Genomic DNA, 18786 nt, shown 5'->3' with positions numbered 1-18786 from the left:
GAAACCTAAAAGTTTAAGCTGTAAAAATCTCAAAAATATGTTTTTTTTGAAGAACCGCTAAAAACAAGTACAACACCCTAAATCACAGTCAAATAAAGCTCAAAAACAGAGTCAAAAACCCGTTTCAGTGTTAATTAACATCTTTGAAATGCAAATTAATTCGACAAAGTGTGTTTATATCATACGAAAACGTTAGTTTTACAGCCTTAAACGTTGAATTACATGTTTTTCCCTAAATCCAACGCTTTTATAATTTTATTGGCTTTCTCTGTTTTAACCGTTTTTAATGTCAATGCGCAAGAAACGCCAGCAACAAATCATAAGAGTAAACCTAATTCATTTGACAGCTACAGACTGGACTGGCTCGTACGCAAAGACAGCCTCTACGTCGCTACCATGCTTGTTAATGACGCCATTAGTTTTTCAAAGAAAAACAATTTAATTACAACTGAAGCTCAAGCATACAATGCTTTAGGAACCGTCTTAAATAAGATGTCTAATTATAAAAAGGCAGAAACGTATTACAGTAAAGCCTTTCATATATTTGATTCCCTTCAAGATAATAAAGGAAAAGACGTGGCTTTAACAGGATTAGTTGAAGCCTATACAGGGAGTAAGAATTATTCTAAATTTGACAGCTTATATCCCATTGCAAAATCCTTATCTAAATCCTTAAATAGCGAAACCTATTTTATAAATCTCAACAACCTTATAAAGCGCTATTATTATAGCAATAGTAACGACAGTTTATTAGCCACTACGACTAGAGCTGTAAAAATTTTACAGCGTCAAGATTTTTCAAGCTTAAACAGTTCTAAAGGTTACCGCGAAGAAAATCTTAAACCCAAGCTTGTACAATCGTTTAAATACTTTAATGCGATTGCTAAAATTAAGGTAGATAACAAAGATCCTAAAAACTACAAGGACATCTTAGCCATTAATGACGAGGATTTCAAGGCCATTTTAAATTCAGATATTAGTTCTTACAGAAGGCTTGCTACCCTTAACTATTATAAGTATCTCTATTATACTGTTGCTCAAAAAGACTTAGATTCTGCCACTAAATATTTACTAAAATCAGATAGTTATAAGTACGAGGCTATTATTGAAATAGAAAACGAGTCTACCAGAAATGGGGAATTGGTACACAAAATTATCAATGCTGAACAAAAGTTAAATTTAGCGCAAGAAACCCAGCGAAAAGATGCTAAAAATTCTAAGACCTTTTTAATTACCACCATCGTTTTTAGTATTTTATTTATTATAACTCTAGGCACATTTTACTTCTATTTTAAAGCTAAAAAGAACATTGAAAAAATGAATAAGGCTCTAAAAGCCTCTAATTCAAAATTTGTAGCCATTGATAAAGATCGTTTGGAGTTTTTCTCCATTTTAAGCCACGAGCTCCGCACCCCGATTTATGGAATTAGTGGGCTAGCCACTTTAATAGATCAAGAGAATGATAAAGAAAAGAAACAGTCGTATTTAGATTCTTTAATATCCTCTAGTAACTATTTATCTATTTTAATTGATAATATTCTTCAGGCTAACCGTTTAAAGTTTGATAAGAAAAGTCTCCGACTCAAGCCTGGGAAAATGAGCAAAATTGTTCAGCACGTTATGAGTACTGTGGCTGTCGCTGCTAAAAACAAGGGATTAGAGCTTAAAGTTCATATCGATGAATCGCCTGAAGAGGAACAAATTCTTATTGACAAGGTTGCTTTTAGTCAAATTCTTATCAACTTAGCTTACAACGCTATTCGTTATACTAAAAAAGGACATATTGCTATAAATGTTTTTGAAAAAGCGCGCACAGAAGATACAATTACCCTAAAGTTTGAAATAAAAGATACAGGAATCGGGATAAAAGAAGAACACCGCCCTATTGTGTTTAGTGCTTTTGAAAATAAAGCCTTCTTAAATAAAAACAGTAGTGGTTCTGGTTTAGGCTTACATATTGTGAAGACCTTACTAGAGAGTCACAACTCGGAAATAGATTTTACATCGGCTCCTAATAAAGGAACTTGCTTTTTCTTTGAAATTACGTTTGACCTCATCACCGTGGCCAGCGAAAATAAAAAGGTCCTTACTACTGTAACCCCTAGTAAAGACATGCGTATTTTGGTTGTAGACGATAATAAAATCAATCTTCTGATTACCAAAAAGAACATTGAAAAAATTGAGGGCTATACCTGCGAAACGGTCTCCAACGGAAAAGAAGCGATATCCATTGTAAAACGTATGGATTTTGATTTGATTTTAATGGATATTAACATGCCCGATATGGATGGTTATGAAGTGACCAAGCATATACGAATGTTTAATACAAGCATTCCTATTTTAGCGCTTACGGCCTTAAATTCTAATGAAATTGCGCATAAAACGGAAGCAGCAGGCATCAACCATATTATTACGAAACCTTATATTTTTGAAGACTTTAAAACGGTAATTACCACCTACAGTCAAACCAACAGTATTTATCGTAAGACTATAGATTCTGAAGCAATATAAGCACTAGTCCAAGCATTCTGAAAATTAAATCCTCCGGTTACAGCATCAATATTGAGGACTTCACCCGCAAAATAAAGATTAGGAATACGACGACTTTCAAAAGTTTTAAAATTCACTTCTTTTAAATCAATACCCCCAGCCGTCACAAACTCGTCTTTAAAGGTACTTTTTCCAGTAACTTTAAAAACAGCTGAAGTTAATTGATTTGCTAAAGCTTCTAATTGCGCTTTATTTAAATTAGCCCAACGCTCATTCTCGTCAATATGAGCTGCTAATACTAATTGTTTCCAAAGGCGTTTAGGCAGATTAAACAGTGCTAAATTCACCACATTTTTCTTTGCTTCTTCCTGTTTACAGTCTTTTAACTGTTCTAAGCAAGCTGGAGCATCTAGCCCGATAAAATTTATTTCAATGCTGAAGTTATAATTCATTTGTGCCAGTTCTACAGCACCAAAAGCGGAGAGTTTTAAAATGGCCGGAGCACTCATACCAACATGTGTAATTAACAAAGGCCCTTCCGACTCTAGTGTAGTGCCTAAGACTTTTACTTGCACATCTTTTGCCACCACTCCAGGAATATCTTTAATCCGTTTGTCTTTAATATCAAAGGTGAATAAGGAAGGTACAGGCTTCACGATGGTATGTCCTAAATTTTCTAAAAGTTTCCACACTTTAGGATTACTTCCTGTGGCCAATACCACTTTACCCGTTTCAAATGCACCTTGAGACGTTTCAATGGTAAAACCCTGATCTAAGGCCTTTATAGTTTTTACAGCGTGGTTATATAAAATTTCTACCTTATGCTTTTTAGCTTCATAGAGGAAGCAATCAATAATAGTTTGTGAAGAGTTTGACGCCGGAAACATGCGACCGTCATCTTCAATTTTCAAGGCCACACCACGCTCTTCAAACCAAGCAATCGTATCTCCTGTCATAAACTTATGGAAAGGGCCCAAAAGTTCTTTTTCACCTCTAGGGTAATTGTGTACCAATTCCGACGGTATAAATTCGGCATGGGTAACATTACAGCGTCCACCACCAGAGATTTTCACTTTCTGTAATCCTTCTTTCCCGCGTTCTAAAATAGCGACGGATAGTTCAGGATGCTTTTCAGCAATATTAATCGCCGCAAAAAAACCTGCAGCTCCTCCACCAATTATTATAACATCCTTGACATTAGACATAGACTGTGATTTACAAATTAAGAATTCCACCTATAAAATGTAAACAAGCCCTATTAAATATCAAAGGAATATTCTGAAGGCGTTACATTTTTAAGCTTCGCAATATAGGATTTAATCACTTCAATATCTCTATCATTTTGGTGATTATTTAAAGCGTCATTTCTAAGATGAATCACTTCTTTAATAATACATTCTTTGTACCCCGTGTTTAAAACACTTTCGGTTTGCAAGAGGTATTGAAACATCACAAACAATTTCTGAACCACAATGATATCGTGCTTACAATAGGTTCTCATGGCTGCCATAACATTATAGAGTAAGTCTTCAAAACTTACGGTTTGAATATGAATAAGCGCTTCATCATCCGAATTGTAATAATAGCTACGGTCTTTTTTTTGCAAGCGTAAGGCAAACAATTCCGTTAAATAATCTATAGCATTTATACAGGTTCCGGGGTCATTAATTCCTGGTGACATGGCTTTTAAAGCAATTTCGGTAATTTGCTTAAAGGCTAAAATATAGTTATCTTCAATAAGCTCGTTATTAGAAAAGGTAATGGCTTCTACCAATCGTTTTTCTAAATCTAAATCGTCGTCTTTATCCTTATCAACCTTTCCTTTATACTTTAAAACCGGTAAACCTTTTAAGATATAAGCGCCTTTAACGGGCACAATGGCAATTTTCAGTTGATGCTCTTCTGCTAAGGTCATTAAACTCTTTAAATTCACATCTTGCATATACCCTGTACTTACCGCGGAAATAGCTTTCCAATCTGAAGTTTCTTCAAAGTCTACATCAATATGTTTTTCTGAATCTATAAGATGTTCTAAGCGTCGTTTAGAGGCTCTAAAAATCTTATCCATCATGGTATTAACCTGAATTTCTTGAGAAATGGAATGGATAAAATAAATAAACGCTCCTAAACTAAGGGTCATAAAAATGATGGATAGCAATACGGAGAACCCTGGCACTTGATAAGACTCGCCATGTGGCGCGATAGAAACTAAAATAAAAATGCAGTATAGTAAGGTGGCATTATAAATCCCTAGTATGGTCTGATGCCGTCTATTAGATATTAACCCGGGTAATACCCTTGGTGAGAAATTACTTGACGCCTGGTTAAGTAAAATCATCACCATGGAAAAACTAAATACCATGATAGAAATTAAACCCGCAATAAATGTGGTTAATAAACTTCTTGCCGTTTCCGTATTATTAACAACTAAAATGGGGGCGTGCTCTACTAAATATTTGGAGACTCCACGACTTTCTAAATAAATCATAACAAAGGCAAACATTAAGCCTAAGGCACTGATTATAGAAGGGTAAAAAGCAATATTACTTTCTAGTTTTTCTAGAGAATTCCATATTTTATAGAGGTAGCTTTTCAATATATAAGATTAAAAGTTAAGACCTAAGCCAAACGAAAACCGAAGCCCATCTTCACCATTAAATAAATTAAAGGTTCCGGAAAGCGACTCTGCTGCGGTGACCCAAAATCCACCACCATAATCGTTATGCCATTTTTTAGAGGTATCATCTCTTAACCATACTCTACCAACATCGAACCCGCCAAAAACGCCAATTTGCAAAGGCAGCACTTTAGTCTTAAACGAATTAAAACTATATCGCAGATCAGCACTACTCACTAAAGACTTCATTCCGGTAAAACGTTCCGTTCTGTAACCACGTAAGCCGGAGTGTCCACCAATATTTGCGGCTTGGTAAAACATCATATCATCACCAATTCTAAACTGACTTCTAACATCTGTTTTTAAGACTAATTTTCTGTTCTTAGAGATGGCATTATAAAACCCAAGGTTCGCATTGATATAACCATAGGTTTGATCAAAGTCATCGATATTCGATTTCCCACCAGCGTGAATAAAGAATTCCATCCCCCGTGTTGGATTTAAAGGCGTATCATAACTCTTGTAATTAAATTGCCCTTCAATACCTGTAAAATATTGTCGTTCGTAGAATTCTTCTGAAGACTCCGGTACAAAATCCGTAATAAATCGGTTCGCTGTGGCCTCTAATTCTATAGCTTCAAAAACAGCTTGAATACCGTAATCGCTACCAAAATTTCCTTTTTTAGAAATCCCAACATGGCCTTCAATAATACTGGTTTTTACACGGTTATAATCCAGGTCTAAGTCGTCATCATTATTCACGGTTTCATTTCCATACCCAAAAAAGTTATTGGTGTAATTTTCTGAAGTAAATTGGCCTCCTACCTGAAGATTCCAATCATTCATAATATTTGAAAACTCACCATCATAATTTAAAGAGAAGCCTTCGGTTGCAAAAAAGTAACCCCCTTTAAAACGGTGTTGACTTGAAAAAGGATTACGCTGAAATCCGTTTTTGGTTAAAACATAAGATAGTCCTAAAGACACCCCATCATCAGGGTTATAATTAACCGCCGGGGTCAATACACTTTGATAAAGGATATTCTTATTAAAATCGAATAAATTCAACTTATAAACATCCGTTAAACGCACTACAGCACCTTTATTTTCTTCAATGGTATTCTTTTTGCTTTCGTGATCGTAGACCTTAATACGTTGGCCCGACTTTATTTTATAAGTGTCGTTTTCTTGACCTCCTATTAAACGTGTAAATATTTTTCGGCTTCCTTTTCCGCTTACTTCAAAGACATCTTTATCATCTAAACCATAAACCCAAAGCTCTTTCGTAATGTCTTTATTAAAAATCCGATCCACAATAGTATCTTCTTTTTCCCCACCTTTAATTCTAGAAATTACGACACGGGTTTCCTTTTTACCTTGGCGGATCACTTCTATATAATCATCTTTATCCGTCCCTGTTAGAATGACTAATTCATTTAAATAATTATGATAACGTGTGGCAATATCCACCAGATTACCGCGTCTTCCGATTAAATTCTGTTTGATTTCCTCTAAAGTTTTATCCTGAACTTCTTCAGGCACTTTTTTAAAGGCCTTTTCAATAACCGCATCTGTAATATGATCTTGAAGAAACTGCGCTTGCTCTACCCATGTTTCTATACCCGATTGTTGAATAAGCGTACGGTCTAGTTTGATCCCCGCGTTATTCATCCATTTAATATTCTCTAACTTATCATCATAAATTTGAAGTTGCTTTGCTGAGCCTGCTATAGTACGCATCACATCTAATAAAGCACCGTCAAAATTTGAAAAGACTTGATCGCGATCTCTAGGAATAGGCCTATAAAGTTTATCGCCGTTAGGCTGATCGAATTGCGCCCAACGCCATTGATCTTGGTGGCGGTCCCAATCTCCAATGAGCATATCGAATAAACGGGCACGTATAAATGCCACCTCATCAATTTTATACTCCTCGTCTTCTCTAACTTTTTCAATAATATCGTGGGTACTTTCAATATCATCCGCATAGCCAAAATTACGCTCGTGGGTATAATTTTCTTCAGGACGTTCTTCAATCATATAAAGTTCGCCACCATACTCTTCGTTGTAATCCCCTAAATATTTATGTTTAGGAATAAAGAAAAGTCTAGGGTTGGTATGATAGACCTCAGCCGCATCAGATAAATCTGGAACAACAGAAAAGGCATAAGGATGCGCTGCCGTATAAAAATCTAAAACGAGATCTTCTACCTGAGTGCGTTCAAATTCATCTTGAATATAAGTTTCTTTGAATAATACAGTTTGCAAATATTGCGTCGCACTTTTTCGTAGCGCTCTCATATTTAATTCGCGACCATCTTTAGTTTTTAATCGCATGGAGCGCGTTTGGTGCCCTCCCCCTTTTCGTACAATTTCTAAGCCGCCATATAGCGTATCTAAAGTGGCCACTTTCGCTCTTATTTTAGTGCTATACACATCTCTATAATGATCACCCCAAACAGATTCAAAAAAACCAGATTTCTCAGTTTCCTCTTTACTATACACCGATACAGTCACTTCATTAGGAAAAGTATCGGGTAGTTTTGAAATGTCGTAAGAAGGTTTTAAGCCTATAACTTCATGCTCAAAAACAAGCGTTGGCTCGTCATTTTCAACCGTGAAAAATTTCACCCAAGAGCTTCCATCTTTATACACAATCAACTCCGCAAAACCCTGACCTCCATAACTAAATAAACCATGAGTCCCTAAAGCTGCCGCCCCATTTTTTGAGCCCGACCCTGATACAATTTGTTTGATATTTTCATTTTCTAGATACTGTAAAGTATGCTCGTGTCCCGAAACAAAAACAATATTATCCTTATCAAAAGTTAAGGTTTCTATACGCTTCATTAATTCATTATAACGCTCATTATAGCGGTCTTGAATGGACACCCCTCCTTGTGTTCTTACTTGTGTAATTAACGTTGCTAAGCCAGGAAGTGGCACTTTACTTTGTGTAGGATAAAGGTGTTTCTCTGCCCCATAATAGCCTCCATGAACGCCATTGGTATACATGGGGTGGTGCATGGCAATCACCGTTGTTCTATTTTGAGCTTTTTTTATTTCACCTTCAAGCTCTTCAAAAAAACGTTCTCTCGTTTTTATTTCGCATTTATCGTTAATCGTGGGATTCTTATTCCAATTTTCTAAATACCATTGAGTGTCTATAATAATTAGCTTGATATGATCTCCTATATCAATATCTTCAAGTGGACAGCCACTTTCAGGTTGAAAGGTGTTTTTCCCTAATGCATCTTCAATATATTTTTCTTGACGTTTTAAACCCTTTAGGCCATTAGAATACCAATCGTGATTTCCTGGGATAAATAACACATCGCCTTTAAAATCTTTTACAGCCTCCACCTGAACATCTAAAGCTTTTTCAGCTTCAGCTCTATCGGCATCTCCTTCTTCCGGCAGCCCAACAGGATAAATATTATCGCCTAAAAACAACACCACATCGTCCTTAGTTTCTTTTCCTGCTACATAGGATTTAAACCCTTTAAGGCCTTTAGACATTTCGCCTTCATCTACCTTTCCGGCATCGCCTATGAGATAGAAGCGTCTTTCTACTTCTTTTTCGGGTGCTTTATTTTCTTTTAAAGAATCGTTTAAAAACTGGGCTTCAAAGGTGGCACACGCTGTAAAAAGCGATAAGGTAAATAGTGCTAAAGGTAGATAGTGTTTTCTCATAGGTTTAATAAAATACAAAATAAGATGTTTAAAAATGAAAGTATTAACTCTTATCCTTATAAAATTAATCTTTATCCTTTTTCCCAAAGACTATCGGTAAAGTAGTGTTTGCAATCTAAAAAATTAGCATTCACTTTAAAGGCTGTTTTATGCGCTAAAGCTTCAATCTCGTTTAACGCGTATTTTTTGGATAATTCGGTCCAGATTAATTCATTATAATCAAAGGTAATTGATTTATTAATAGCTTTAAGTTGTACGGTTTGGGCCCTAAGACTAATAATATAACTTTTTACATCTCCGGTTATTGGGTTGTAATGGGCAAAGAAATCGAAATCATCAATTTTAAAATCGGCTTCTAGTTCTCTGTTAATCCGCAATAATAGATTTAAATTAAAACGTTTGGTAATGCCATGCGGATCAAAATAAGCTTGTTGAATGGTAATTGGGTTTTTCTTTAAGTCGAAACCGATGAGGAGCTTATCTCCTTTTTTCATGTTTTTGTTGAAGAGCTCTAATAACTCTTCGGCTTTTGGCTCTAAATAATTACCAATATTACTCCCTAAAAACAATAATAAACTTGGAAATTCGCTTTGCTTATTTTCTTTTAGGATCTTGAAATAATCCCCAACTTGAGGTTTTATATTAAGCCCAGGCAAACGCTCTTTTAAGCGTTTTTCTAGGATATCCATGGCTTCTTGAGAAATGTCTATAGGCACATAATTAAAATCGATATTTTGCGCTACCAAGTATTCCAAAAGTTTAAAGGTTTTAAACCCATCACCAGCACCTAACTCTAAAATATTAAAAGGTTCTGAAAACTCTAAAGCTTGAACAATTTGCTGACATTGCATGGATAAAATTTCGAATTCTGAATTCGTTAAATAATATTCGGGCATGTTCATAATATCCTGAAATATGCGGCTGCCATTATCATCATAAAAATATTTAGATGGCAAATGTTTCTCTGTCGCCGATAAGCCCTCGAGAATATCTTGTGCAAATGTGTTGGTCATAAAGGTGTAAAAATTAGTGAAGCGTTGTTTATTGTTGTGTTGGTCTATTTATTTAGTGAGTCTAATTCCTGAAAATTGCCATCGTAAGTGTGCTTGAAAAAAATTGCGATAGGTGGCTCGGCTATGATTTTTGGCGGTTGCTACGGAAGCTCCGCGTAACACCATTTGATTCACCATAAATTTACCATTATACTCGCCTAAAGCGCCGGGTACTTTTTTATAATGTGGATATGGCAAGTAAGCACTATTGGTCCACTCCCAAAGTTGACCATAGTTAAATTGACTTGAAGCTACTTCCCATTCAAACTCGGTAGGCAGTCTACAACCTTTCCATTGCGCATAGGCAAAAGCTTCGTAAAGCGACACGTGGACAACGGGCAAATGACCATCTACCGCAGTAAAACCGCCAAGGGTATACTGCATCCATGCTCCATTAACTTTATGCCAATATAGCGGTGCTTTTATTTTTTCATTTTGAATATAATCCCATCCCTCAGCATGCCAAAGGTTAAAATCTTCGTAACCTCCTGCTTCTATAAACTCTATATATTCTGCATTGGTCACCAAACGGTTTGAAATGTTATAAGCATGAAGAAAGACTTTGTGCTGGCCTAATTCATTGTCAAAACAAAAGCCTTCATTTTGATGCCCTATGGTATACAAACCTTCTTCAACTGGAATAAAATCTTGTGTTTGAGGCTCTGCCGTTAATGGCACCGTATGATGAAGCGTTGGGAAAGTGGGTTGATTTCCAAAGATGTATTTAATATCGTAAATTAATAACTCTTGGTGTTGCTGCTCGTGTTGCAAACCAATTTCTATAATATCTTCCAGATCTGACGCCAAGCCTTTTTGAATAAAAGAGGCCATATGTGCATTGACATAAGCTCTGTAATCTAAGACCGATTTTAAAGTTGGCCGAGTCATTAACCCACGTTCTGCTCTTAATACGCGGTCTCCCACCGTATTGTAATAGCTATTAAAATAGTAGGCATAATCCGGATTAAAAACTTTATAGTTTTCATCAAATTCAGAAAGTACAAATTGTTCAAAAAACCAAGTGGTATGCGCCAAATGCCATTTGGGTGGCGATACAAAATCGGCAGGTTGTAAGGCAACATCTTCGGGCTCTAATGAGCTACAAATCTGTTCGGTTTTACTTCTGATTTCTAAAAATCGTTCTGGTGTTATGGAAGGAATGGTCTTAGCTTGCACGTGTTTGATTTATAAGATTTCTGTTTCAAAAATAACTTCGCTGGCAATCGTTTTATGTACTGGACAACGCGAGGCTATTTCCTTTAAGCGTTGGGCTTGCTCTTCACTAATATCGCCAATAAATTTTAACTTCTTACTGATATGATCGAGATACTTCGGTTGTTCTAAAACTAGATTTAAGTCGGCACTATGTTTTCTAGAATGTGAGATATACACATAAACTTCTTTTAAGTCCCATTGTTTTCGTTCAGCATACATCTTTAAGGTCATAACCGTACAAGCTGCGAGTGCCGCATTGAGATACTCGTAGGGCGAGGGTCCGAAATCACTTCCGCCAACACTGACCGGTTCATCGGCAATAAGCGTGTGATTCTTGGTTTGAATAGAAGTGGTGAAATTATCTTCAGCAATATTTAAATGCCCAACAAGTTGTTCGCCTTCGGGATTCAGCATTACATTTTCAACCTTAGGAAAATAACGCTTTGCCCAAGTTCCTATCATTTCCCCAACATACTGACTATCGCCATCTTGCGTAAGCAAATGATCAGCTTGATCTAAAGTGATAAAACTCTTAGGATGATGAGCAGTTTTATATAAGGTTTCGGCATTTTCAATCCCCACCACTTTATCAAAGGGCGCATGCATAATTAATAAAGGCTTACGCAATTTCTCTACTAAGGATGGCAGATTTGTTTTATCGAATTCCGCTACAAACTCCTGATTAATTACAAAAGGGCGTCCTCCAATAGAAACTTCTACCGGACCTTTTTCGTCGGTCTGTTCTACTTGATGAGAAAATAAATTCTTAACATGCTGTACCGTTGCTGGGGCACCTACTGTTGCTACGGCTTGCACACTTTCTAATTTTGAAGCTGCAACTAAAACTGCGGCCCCACCTAAAGAATGTCCCACAAGTAAGCCCGGAGCTTGGTAATGCTTCGCCATATAAGCATGCACGTCTAACAAATCTTCCACATTGGCAGAAAAGTGACTGTCTGCAAATTCACCTTCACTTCGTCCTAATCCTGTAAAATCAAAACGTAAAACGGCAAAGCCATTTTGGGTTAATGCACGACTTACATTTCTAACGGCTTTTAAACTACTACTGCAAGTAAAACAATGCGCAAATATGGCGTAGTAATTCGGTTTCTGATTGGCTGGGACTTCTAAATGCGCATTTAAGGTGAGTCCTTTTCTATTTTGTATTTTGAGTTTTGTACTTTTCATATCCTCTGTTTAATCTTCAATTTGAACGCCTTTCCAAAACGCCACATAATTTTTAATTCCTTTTGCTAATTCTGATACTTCTGGATAAAACCAGGCGGCATCTTTATTTTCTTTGCCTTCAACGTCTACGGTATAATAAGACGCCGTTCCTTTCCAGGGACAAACAGATTTAGTGTCACTAGGCTTAAAAAAAGCTTTATTAAGACTCTCGTGCGGGAAATAATGATTGTTTTCTATAACAATGGTTTCATTACTTTCGGCTATAACTTTTGAATTCCAAATGGCTTTCATGGCGTTTATTTTTAAATGATTACAAGAGGTATGGAAACGCAATTAGTGCCTCCACCTAAAATTTTATCTATATTCGGGGTTCTCAAAAGACCAATGCGTACCGCTATCCCAGGCCTCTCGGGAGTTTCCATAATTACTATAACCTTTGTTTTCATCTAACAGTTTTGCCAGATGCAGCAGATTATAGGTCATAAATGTGGTATTTCTATTGGTAAACTCGGAATCGAAACCTACTGGTGGATTAATTTCCTTGTCCTTCCATTTCTTATCTCCATAACTCGGCCCTGGTCCAACTTCTCCAATCCAACCCGCATCAGCCTGAGGTGGTATAGAATACCCCACGTGTTGCAGCGCATACAGAATTCCCATTGCACAGTGTTTTACACCATCTTCATTTCCGGTGATCATGCAGCCTCCTACTTTACCGTAATACACATATTGACCTTTCTCATTGGTCTCTCCGCTCATCGCATAAAGCCGTTCTATTAATTTTTGAGCTTCAGAAGATTTCTCTCCCAACCATATTGGAGTTCCAATAATTAAAACATGAGCTTCTTTTACTTTCTCGTAAATTTTTGGCCAGTCATCCTGTTCCCAACCATGATCGGTCATATCAGGGTAAACCCCGGACGCCACATTATGATCTATTAAACGAATGGTCTCAAAGGCTACCTTCTCTTTTTTAAGAATATTCTGAGAAACTTGCATAAGTGTTTCAGTGTGGCTTTTTGCGGGGCCCTTCTTTAAGGTGCAATTAATATACAGTACTTTAAGCTTTGAGAAATCCATCGTTTAATTTTTTAATTGTTACTATTAAGAGCTACAAGACAACATAGAACAGCCTACCTTATGTCTCGCCCAATCTGGGCGTTTGGCAAACCATTGCTCATATTGTGGTTGCTCCTCGTAAGGTGACTTTAACACCTGAAACAGCTCCTCTACCAAGCTAAAATCGCCACCGTCCGCTTTATCTATAGCTAATTGAGCCATATAATTACGTAATACATATTTGGGGTTAACGGCATTCATTTTGGTTTGTCGTTCTAAATCAGTTAGCGTCTCGTTTTGTAATTTTGAATCATAAGCCTTGAACCAAGTCTCCCATTGCTGTAAGCGTTCTCCTTGTATTTCATTAGGATGGTAGAAGGCGTCTTTAATTAAGGATACCCCTTGTTCTGGAGTTCCTTTTTTGTATTGCGACAACAACCTAAAAAATAAAGTCATATCGGTTTCAGACAACAAAAGGCAATCTTCCAATTGCGTCATAAGTTGCGCGTCCTCTTGTGAGGCCTTTTGGATGCCTAATTTAGAGCGCATCATTTGCAAGGATTTCGTTTCAAAATCAACTTGATATTGCTTTAAAATGGCTTCTATAGGTGCGGCATCCTCAATTAGAGGATACAAAGCATTGGCGAGTTGCAGTAAATTCCAAAGTCCCATATTAGGCTGATTGCCATAACGATAGCGTTTATTTTGATTGTCTGTTGTGTTTGGTGTCCAACCAAAATCAAAATCCTCTAACCAACCATAAGGACCGTAATCTATGGTTAGGCCTAAGATAGACATATTATCCGTATTCATTACGCCATGTACAAATCCTACGCGTTGCCAATGAATAATAAGATCTAAAGTTTTTTGGGTCACCGTCCTAAAGAACTCAATATAGCTCGTTTTACTTGGTGGCCCTAATTCAGGATAAAAATGGCTAATGGTATAATCTGTTAGTTTTTTTAGATTTTTAATATCGTTTCTGGCGGCGAATAATTCAAAATTTCCAAATCTTATAAAGCTTGGGGCCAGTCTACAAACGATTGCACCTTTTTCATAATCGGCATTGCCATTATAAAGCATATCTCTAAGCACATCATCGCCAGAAGTCATTAAACTTAAGGCTCGTGTTGTGGGCACACCTAAATAATGCATAGCTTCACTACAAAGGTATTCGCGAATGCTAGATCTTAAAACGGCATAACCATCACCTTGGCGTGAGTATGGTGTTTCTCCGGCACCTTTAAGTTGCACGGCCCAGCGCTGATCTTGGTGCACAACTTCAAATAAATTGATAGCACGCCCATCGCCTAATTGCCCCGCCCAATTTCCAAATTGGTGTCCGGCATACGCCATGGCATAAGGTTCGGTTCCCGGATAGATTGTTGCTCCTGAAAATACTTTTAAAAATTCATCGGACTTAAGATCTTCATCGGTTAACCCAAGTGCTTCGGCCATGGCCTTAGAAACATGGTGTAATTCAGGTTGCGAAGGTACTTTTGGTTTGACGTATGAATGTGTTGCTTCATGAACCTGACGTCTAGAATTTTCGCGTTTTGGATCGGAAGGTAATTCACAATTAAAAGTATCTTGTATATTTAATTTCATATAGGGAATTGTTGCGCAGTGTAAATTTCTGATATTAAAAAATGAAATGTTACCACATATCAGTCGACTATTAACTCAGAACATTTCAAAAGTTATTTTTTTATAAAAATACAATTTGATTGTAACTCATTTGAGAAACATCTTATTAAGTCTTAGAACTTTTTTGTAAATTCACCTGATTACTAAAACCTAAAGCACCTCATGTCAAATTCTTTAATTGAAGACACTCAAAATTTTGTATTTAACTTGCTTAAGACGGAACTTCCTAATTCGTTTTTGTACCATAATTACACCCATACCACACGGGTTTTAAAAAGCGTTAGAGAGATTGTTGAGCATTCAGAATTAAGTGATGAGGAGATTTTAATTTTAGAATTAAGTGCCTTGCTACACGATACAGGCTACACAAAGAGCTGTGAAAACCATGAAAAAGAGAGCGTAAAGATTGCTACGGCGTTTTTAAAAGATAAAGACGTAGACGATTCGGTTATTGAAGAGGTTAACAAATGTATTTTAGCCACGGATATCAATGTAGAACCAGAAACACAACTTGAGAAAATTCTACGAGATGCTGATGCCTCTCACTTTGGAAAGAAATACTTTAATGAAGCTTCTGAATTTTTACGAAAAGAGTTAGAGTTACTAGGAAAAAGGAGTTTTAAGCCTTCGGAATGGCGACGTGAAAACATCAAAGTTCTCACCGAAAAACATAAATACTACACCGATTACGCTTTAAAAAACTGGCAAGCAACTAAGGATAAAAACTTAGCAAAGTTGCTGAAAAAGAAAAAAAAGCGCAAAAAGAAATTAAATGTTGAAAAGCTAAAGGCGAAATATAAAACCCAGTATAAAAATGAAAGTCCAGAGCGTGGTGTTCAGACTTTTTACAGAACAGCTTTACGTAATCATATAAAACTAAGTGATATTGCAGATACTAAGGCCAATATTTTGTTATCGGTAAACGCCATTATCATTTCGGTGGTATTAGCGAACCTTATTTCTAAATTAGATAACAATCCTTACCTGACTTGGCCAACGGTTATATTCACCTTGTTTTGTGTTATCTCAATGATCTTATCCATTATTGCTACACGCCCTAATGTTACAAGTGGGCAGTTTACCAAGCAAGATGTTATTGATCAGAAAGTGAATTTAAGTTTCTTCGGAAATTTCCATAAAATGGAACTTGATGAGTTTGAATGGGCCATAAAAGAAATGGTGCGCGACAAAGATTATATCTACAAGGCATTAACCAAGGATTTATACTTTTTAGGCGTGGTTTTAGAACGTAAATACCGCTTACTACGTATTACCTATACCGTTTTTATGATTGGTATTATTGTATCGCTGATCTCATTTGCAATTGCTATAAAAAACAATCCAGGGGTAGATATTGATGATGTTATTCCAGAAACCACTCAAATAGAGCAATCCAACATCTTAGAAAATAACATGACGATAGCCGCTTTTAAGAGGCTATCGTAGTCATTAAATCATCGTAGGTATAAAAGTTTTTCTCGTCATGATCTTTGTGATACAGTAAACTTACGCGTAAGGCTTTTAAACCCGTTACACCCTGTAAGTCTTCTAATTCTATAAATTCTAGATCATCTGCCAAGACATTTTTAGATTGTAGAAACTTAATATATCTTACATATTCTGCTTCGTCTTCTTTTTGCGAATAGACAATTGTAATTTTTCCGGCTTGGGTAATTCGTTCTTCAGTGCCTTTGATAAACGCTTTATCCACACGTTTTTTCACCACTTCATAACGGGCATTGTAAGTGCCATCGACATCAAAACGCTTTTCATCCATTCTAAACCGAACCGATAAAGGCTGGTTAAAAACCAATATCATAGAAGCCACTTCTAAGGCCGTAGGATATTCGTGCTGACCGTGGTAATACTGATTTTCCATTTCGCACATAACTTGCAACTGCCATAACCTTAAATTGTACAGGTAAAGCATATCAAAGCTATCCTCTTTGGTAATAGACTCCCCAATGTACATGTTATGTTCAACACCATCGGTTTTAAAGCGTTCAAAGAAATGCGGATACATCTTCTGAGCCTCTATTTGTTTTTCGTCTAATAACGAAGACATATTTCTATTGATCAGTTTTACGGTATCATCATAATGCTTACGGTAGTAATAAATTACGCCGAGATCTGAATCAATTTTATTGAAATAATCTTCTATATCAGGTTGAAGGACCTGTTGGGTTTTCGCTATTAATTCGAAAATAGGCTTAATTTCATTTTTCAGGTAAAGTGAAATTTCATGTTCACTATCCACCTTAAAATTAGTAGTTAAGTCTTTACCAAATTCTGAGACCTGAAACATCACCTGCTCGTAGATAGGCAAGTCTTTTTCATCAATACTCTTTTGAAGAATTTTCTTCGCCAGATTTAACTGTAACAGCAAATCTTTTTGAGTCGCAGAATTACGGGCATCAGAAGAGCCTTTCACATCAATTTGTCCGTATAACGGATAAACATTATCAAAAGTGATTTTCTTAAAGGTTGCCGATTCGTTCTTATTGGCCTGAGCTCTAATATAACTTTTAGCTTCTTCAACAAATCTCCAATACACACTAGAATGAATTGAGGTACATTCTTTTTGGATTACAGCTTCAATTAAATTGGCCTCTTCCGTTTTAGAGCGTTCTATAGCCGATTCTATAAACGGCATAACGTCCTCTAATTTATTCGCATTAATACTATTTAATACCTTAGGTTTTTCAGAAACAATTTCTAAAATTCCCATCAAGCCATTCTCATTAGCAATAGGCGCAAAAATAGCACTCTGAATATTCTGCTGATCAAGAACTTTAATATGTGGTGGCTGCTTATCATTTTTAGCTAAAGCCCGTTTAACATCAGACACCGAGAAATACTTTTTCTCCACCAACAATTGGTTATAAGACCAATTACAAAGTGCGTCTGAACAATGGGCTGTTTCTAACTCATTAAGCAAATAACTATTAACGCCAACCCCATAAAGGCGTTCAAAAGAATCGGTTTCTTTAACATACATTGAAAACCCAACCTTAATGGATTTTAAGCCTAAAAGTGAACGAAATATCTCTTGAAAATTATTGAGAAAACTTCGGTCTTTCCCCTTCACTTCTTTAATTAAGCCCGATTTAATATTGGAAATCGATTGATCATCCGTAACATCGAACATATTAGAAATGATAAAGCCTTCAAATTCGTAACTATTAGGCGGAAATTTCTCCTTCCATAAGTCAATATTATCAAAATTATCTATCAGCTCATCGTAGTCTGCTTGTGTAATCTTTGGTGCTCCAGGCTTCGGTTTTATTTCGGTAAAATCTGCATTATATAAGATCTTATAGTAATGCATAACGCCGTGTTCATCTGGTATTTCGTAGAAAAACGGACGTTTAAAATTTAAGGAATAACCATAACAAAAATTAAGAACAATGCTACACGCAATGATATAGGTTTGCTCGGTAGGCATATTTCTAATCTCTAATTCAAAATCTTCGCCTGCCGATTTTAAGATGGACTTAAAGCGTTCTGATGGATTAAAAACAAAATTATAAAACGGCAAGGCTGCTGTTTTAATTTCATTCTGGGTTAACAACGGATTAAAAGCATCTTGTAAAATGCCTTCAATTTCCTTTTCATGCGTTTTAAACACAGAAAATTCACTAAACCCTTCTCTTAAAATAGGATGTTCTTCTGCTATAGCAAGGACACGTTTAGCGTTACCAGCAATAAAATCGTTATCGGCATGAATTAATTCTTCATACCGTTCTAACATTTTATTAAAGCTCACTTTAATAGTAAAAGGGGATTCTATGTGATTGTTAATGTCCAATTCTAAATTATTGATGT

The 18786-nt window shown here is 36.3% G+C and carries 12 protein-coding genes; 2 read left to right on the top strand and 10 right to left on the bottom strand.

The window, feature by feature from the left end:
- Nucleotides 1-222 precede the first annotated feature (222 nt).
- Nucleotides 223-2511, top strand: coding sequence for a response regulator (locus tag ACFQ13_RS15780; RefSeq protein WP_386119050.1), 2289 nt, complete (start codon nucleotides 223-225; stop codon nucleotides 2509-2511).
- Here the strand turns inward: ACFQ13_RS15780 and ACFQ13_RS15775 are convergent.
- The 9 genes from ACFQ13_RS15775 to ACFQ13_RS15735 all read right to left on the bottom strand — a co-directional run bounded on the left by ACFQ13_RS15775 (nucleotide 2478) and on the right by ACFQ13_RS15735 (nucleotide 14922).
- The gene (locus ACFQ13_RS15775) at nucleotides 2478-3695 is read right to left on the bottom strand and encodes a BaiN/RdsA family NAD(P)/FAD-dependent oxidoreductase (RefSeq protein ID WP_386119047.1); all 1218 of its coding nucleotides are present in this window, start codon (nucleotides 3693-3695) and stop codon (nucleotides 2478-2480) included. The genes ACFQ13_RS15780 and ACFQ13_RS15775 overlap by 34 nt on opposite strands.
- Nucleotides 3696-3748: 53 nt before the next feature.
- Complete coding sequence (locus tag ACFQ13_RS15770) at nucleotides 3749-5086, bottom strand: DUF2254 domain-containing protein (RefSeq protein ID WP_386119044.1); 1338 nt, start codon at nucleotides 5084-5086, stop codon at nucleotides 3749-3751.
- 9 nt (nucleotides 5087-5095) lie between these two features.
- On the bottom strand, nucleotides 5096-8800 hold the full coding sequence (locus ACFQ13_RS15765) for a metallophosphoesterase (protein ID WP_386119042.1): 3705 nt from the start codon (nucleotides 8798-8800) through the stop codon (nucleotides 5096-5098).
- 71 nt (nucleotides 8801-8871) lie between these two features.
- Nucleotides 8872-9813, bottom strand: coding sequence for an L-histidine N(alpha)-methyltransferase (locus tag ACFQ13_RS15760; RefSeq protein ID WP_114308448.1), 942 nt, complete (start codon nucleotides 9811-9813; stop codon nucleotides 8872-8874).
- 48 nt (nucleotides 9814-9861) lie between these two features.
- Nucleotides 9862-11028, bottom strand: coding sequence for an ergothioneine biosynthesis protein EgtB (gene egtB / locus ACFQ13_RS15755; protein ID WP_386119039.1), 1167 nt, complete (start codon nucleotides 11026-11028; stop codon nucleotides 9862-9864).
- Between the two features lie 9 nt (nucleotides 11029-11037).
- Nucleotides 11038-12255: a bifunctional alpha/beta hydrolase/OsmC family protein gene (locus ACFQ13_RS15750; RefSeq protein WP_386119037.1), complete on the bottom strand. Its 1218-nt coding sequence runs from the start codon at nucleotides 12253-12255 to the stop codon at nucleotides 11038-11040.
- A gap of 9 nt (nucleotides 12256-12264) precedes the next feature.
- Nucleotides 12265-12546, bottom strand: coding sequence for a DUF427 domain-containing protein (locus tag ACFQ13_RS15745; protein ID WP_386119035.1), 282 nt, complete (start codon nucleotides 12544-12546; stop codon nucleotides 12265-12267).
- A 63-nt stretch (nucleotides 12547-12609) separates the two neighbouring features.
- Nucleotides 12610-13335 (bottom strand): flavodoxin family protein, encoded by a 726-nt coding sequence (locus tag ACFQ13_RS15740; protein WP_386119034.1) that lies wholly within the window; start codon nucleotides 13333-13335, stop codon nucleotides 12610-12612.
- 24 nt (nucleotides 13336-13359) lie between these two features.
- The gene (locus ACFQ13_RS15735) at nucleotides 13360-14922 is read right to left on the bottom strand and encodes a protein adenylyltransferase SelO (protein ID WP_386119032.1); all 1563 of its coding nucleotides are present in this window, start codon (nucleotides 14920-14922) and stop codon (nucleotides 13360-13362) included.
- Between the two features lie 201 nt (nucleotides 14923-15123).
- Here ACFQ13_RS15735 and ACFQ13_RS15730 point away from each other — a divergent pair, with 201 nt between their 5' ends.
- Nucleotides 15124-16407: a Pycsar system effector family protein gene (locus tag ACFQ13_RS15730; protein ID WP_386119030.1), complete on the top strand. Its 1284-nt coding sequence runs from the start codon at nucleotides 15124-15126 to the stop codon at nucleotides 16405-16407.
- Here the strand turns inward: ACFQ13_RS15730 and ACFQ13_RS15725 are convergent.
- Nucleotides 16391-18712 (bottom strand): GAF domain-containing protein, encoded by a 2322-nt coding sequence (locus ACFQ13_RS15725; protein ID WP_386119028.1) that lies wholly within the window; start codon nucleotides 18710-18712, stop codon nucleotides 16391-16393. The two genes, ACFQ13_RS15730 and ACFQ13_RS15725, sit on opposite strands and share 17 nt — an antisense overlap.
- Between the last annotated feature and the right edge of the window lie 74 nt (nucleotides 18713-18786).

It is taken from the genome of Winogradskyella rapida (genome assembly GCF_042675845.1).
In the GTDB taxonomy this organism is placed as follows: Bacteria; Bacteroidota; Bacteroidia; order Flavobacteriales; family Flavobacteriaceae; genus Winogradskyella; species Winogradskyella rapida.
This window is presented reverse-complemented; position numbering and strand designations above follow the sequence as displayed.

Excerpts from the sequence above, each read along its gene's own strand:
- ACFQ13_RS15725 (WP_386119028.1), bottom strand. The coding sequence starts at position 18,712 with ATGTTAGAACGGTATGAAGAATTAATTCATGCCGATAACGATTTTATT.
- ACFQ13_RS15730 (WP_386119030.1), top strand. The coding sequence starts at position 15,124 with ATGTCAAATTCTTTAATTGAAGACACTCAAAATTTTGTATTTAACTTG.
- ACFQ13_RS15775 (WP_386119047.1), bottom strand. The coding sequence starts at position 3,695 with ATGTCTAATGTCAAGGATGTTATAATAATTGGTGGAGGAGCTGCAGGT.
- ACFQ13_RS15745 (WP_386119035.1), bottom strand. The coding sequence starts at position 12,546 with ATGAAAGCCATTTGGAATTCAAAAGTTATAGCCGAAAGTAATGAAACC.
- ACFQ13_RS15735 (WP_386119032.1), bottom strand. The coding sequence starts at position 14,922 with ATGAAATTAAATATACAAGATACTTTTAATTGTGAATTACCTTCCGAT.
- ACFQ13_RS15740 (WP_386119034.1), bottom strand. The coding sequence starts at position 13,335 with ATGGATTTCTCAAAGCTTAAAGTACTGTATATTAATTGCACCTTAAAG.
- ACFQ13_RS15765 (WP_386119042.1), bottom strand. The coding sequence starts at position 8,800 with ATGAGAAAACACTATCTACCTTTAGCACTATTTACCTTATCGCTTTTT.
- ACFQ13_RS15760 (WP_114308448.1), bottom strand. The coding sequence starts at position 9,813 with ATGACCAACACATTTGCACAAGATATTCTCGAGGGCTTATCGGCGACA.
- ACFQ13_RS15750 (WP_386119037.1), bottom strand. The coding sequence starts at position 12,255 with ATGAAAAGTACAAAACTCAAAATACAAAATAGAAAAGGACTCACCTTA.
- ACFQ13_RS15780 (WP_386119050.1), top strand. The coding sequence starts at position 223 with ATGTTTTTCCCTAAATCCAACGCTTTTATAATTTTATTGGCTTTCTCT.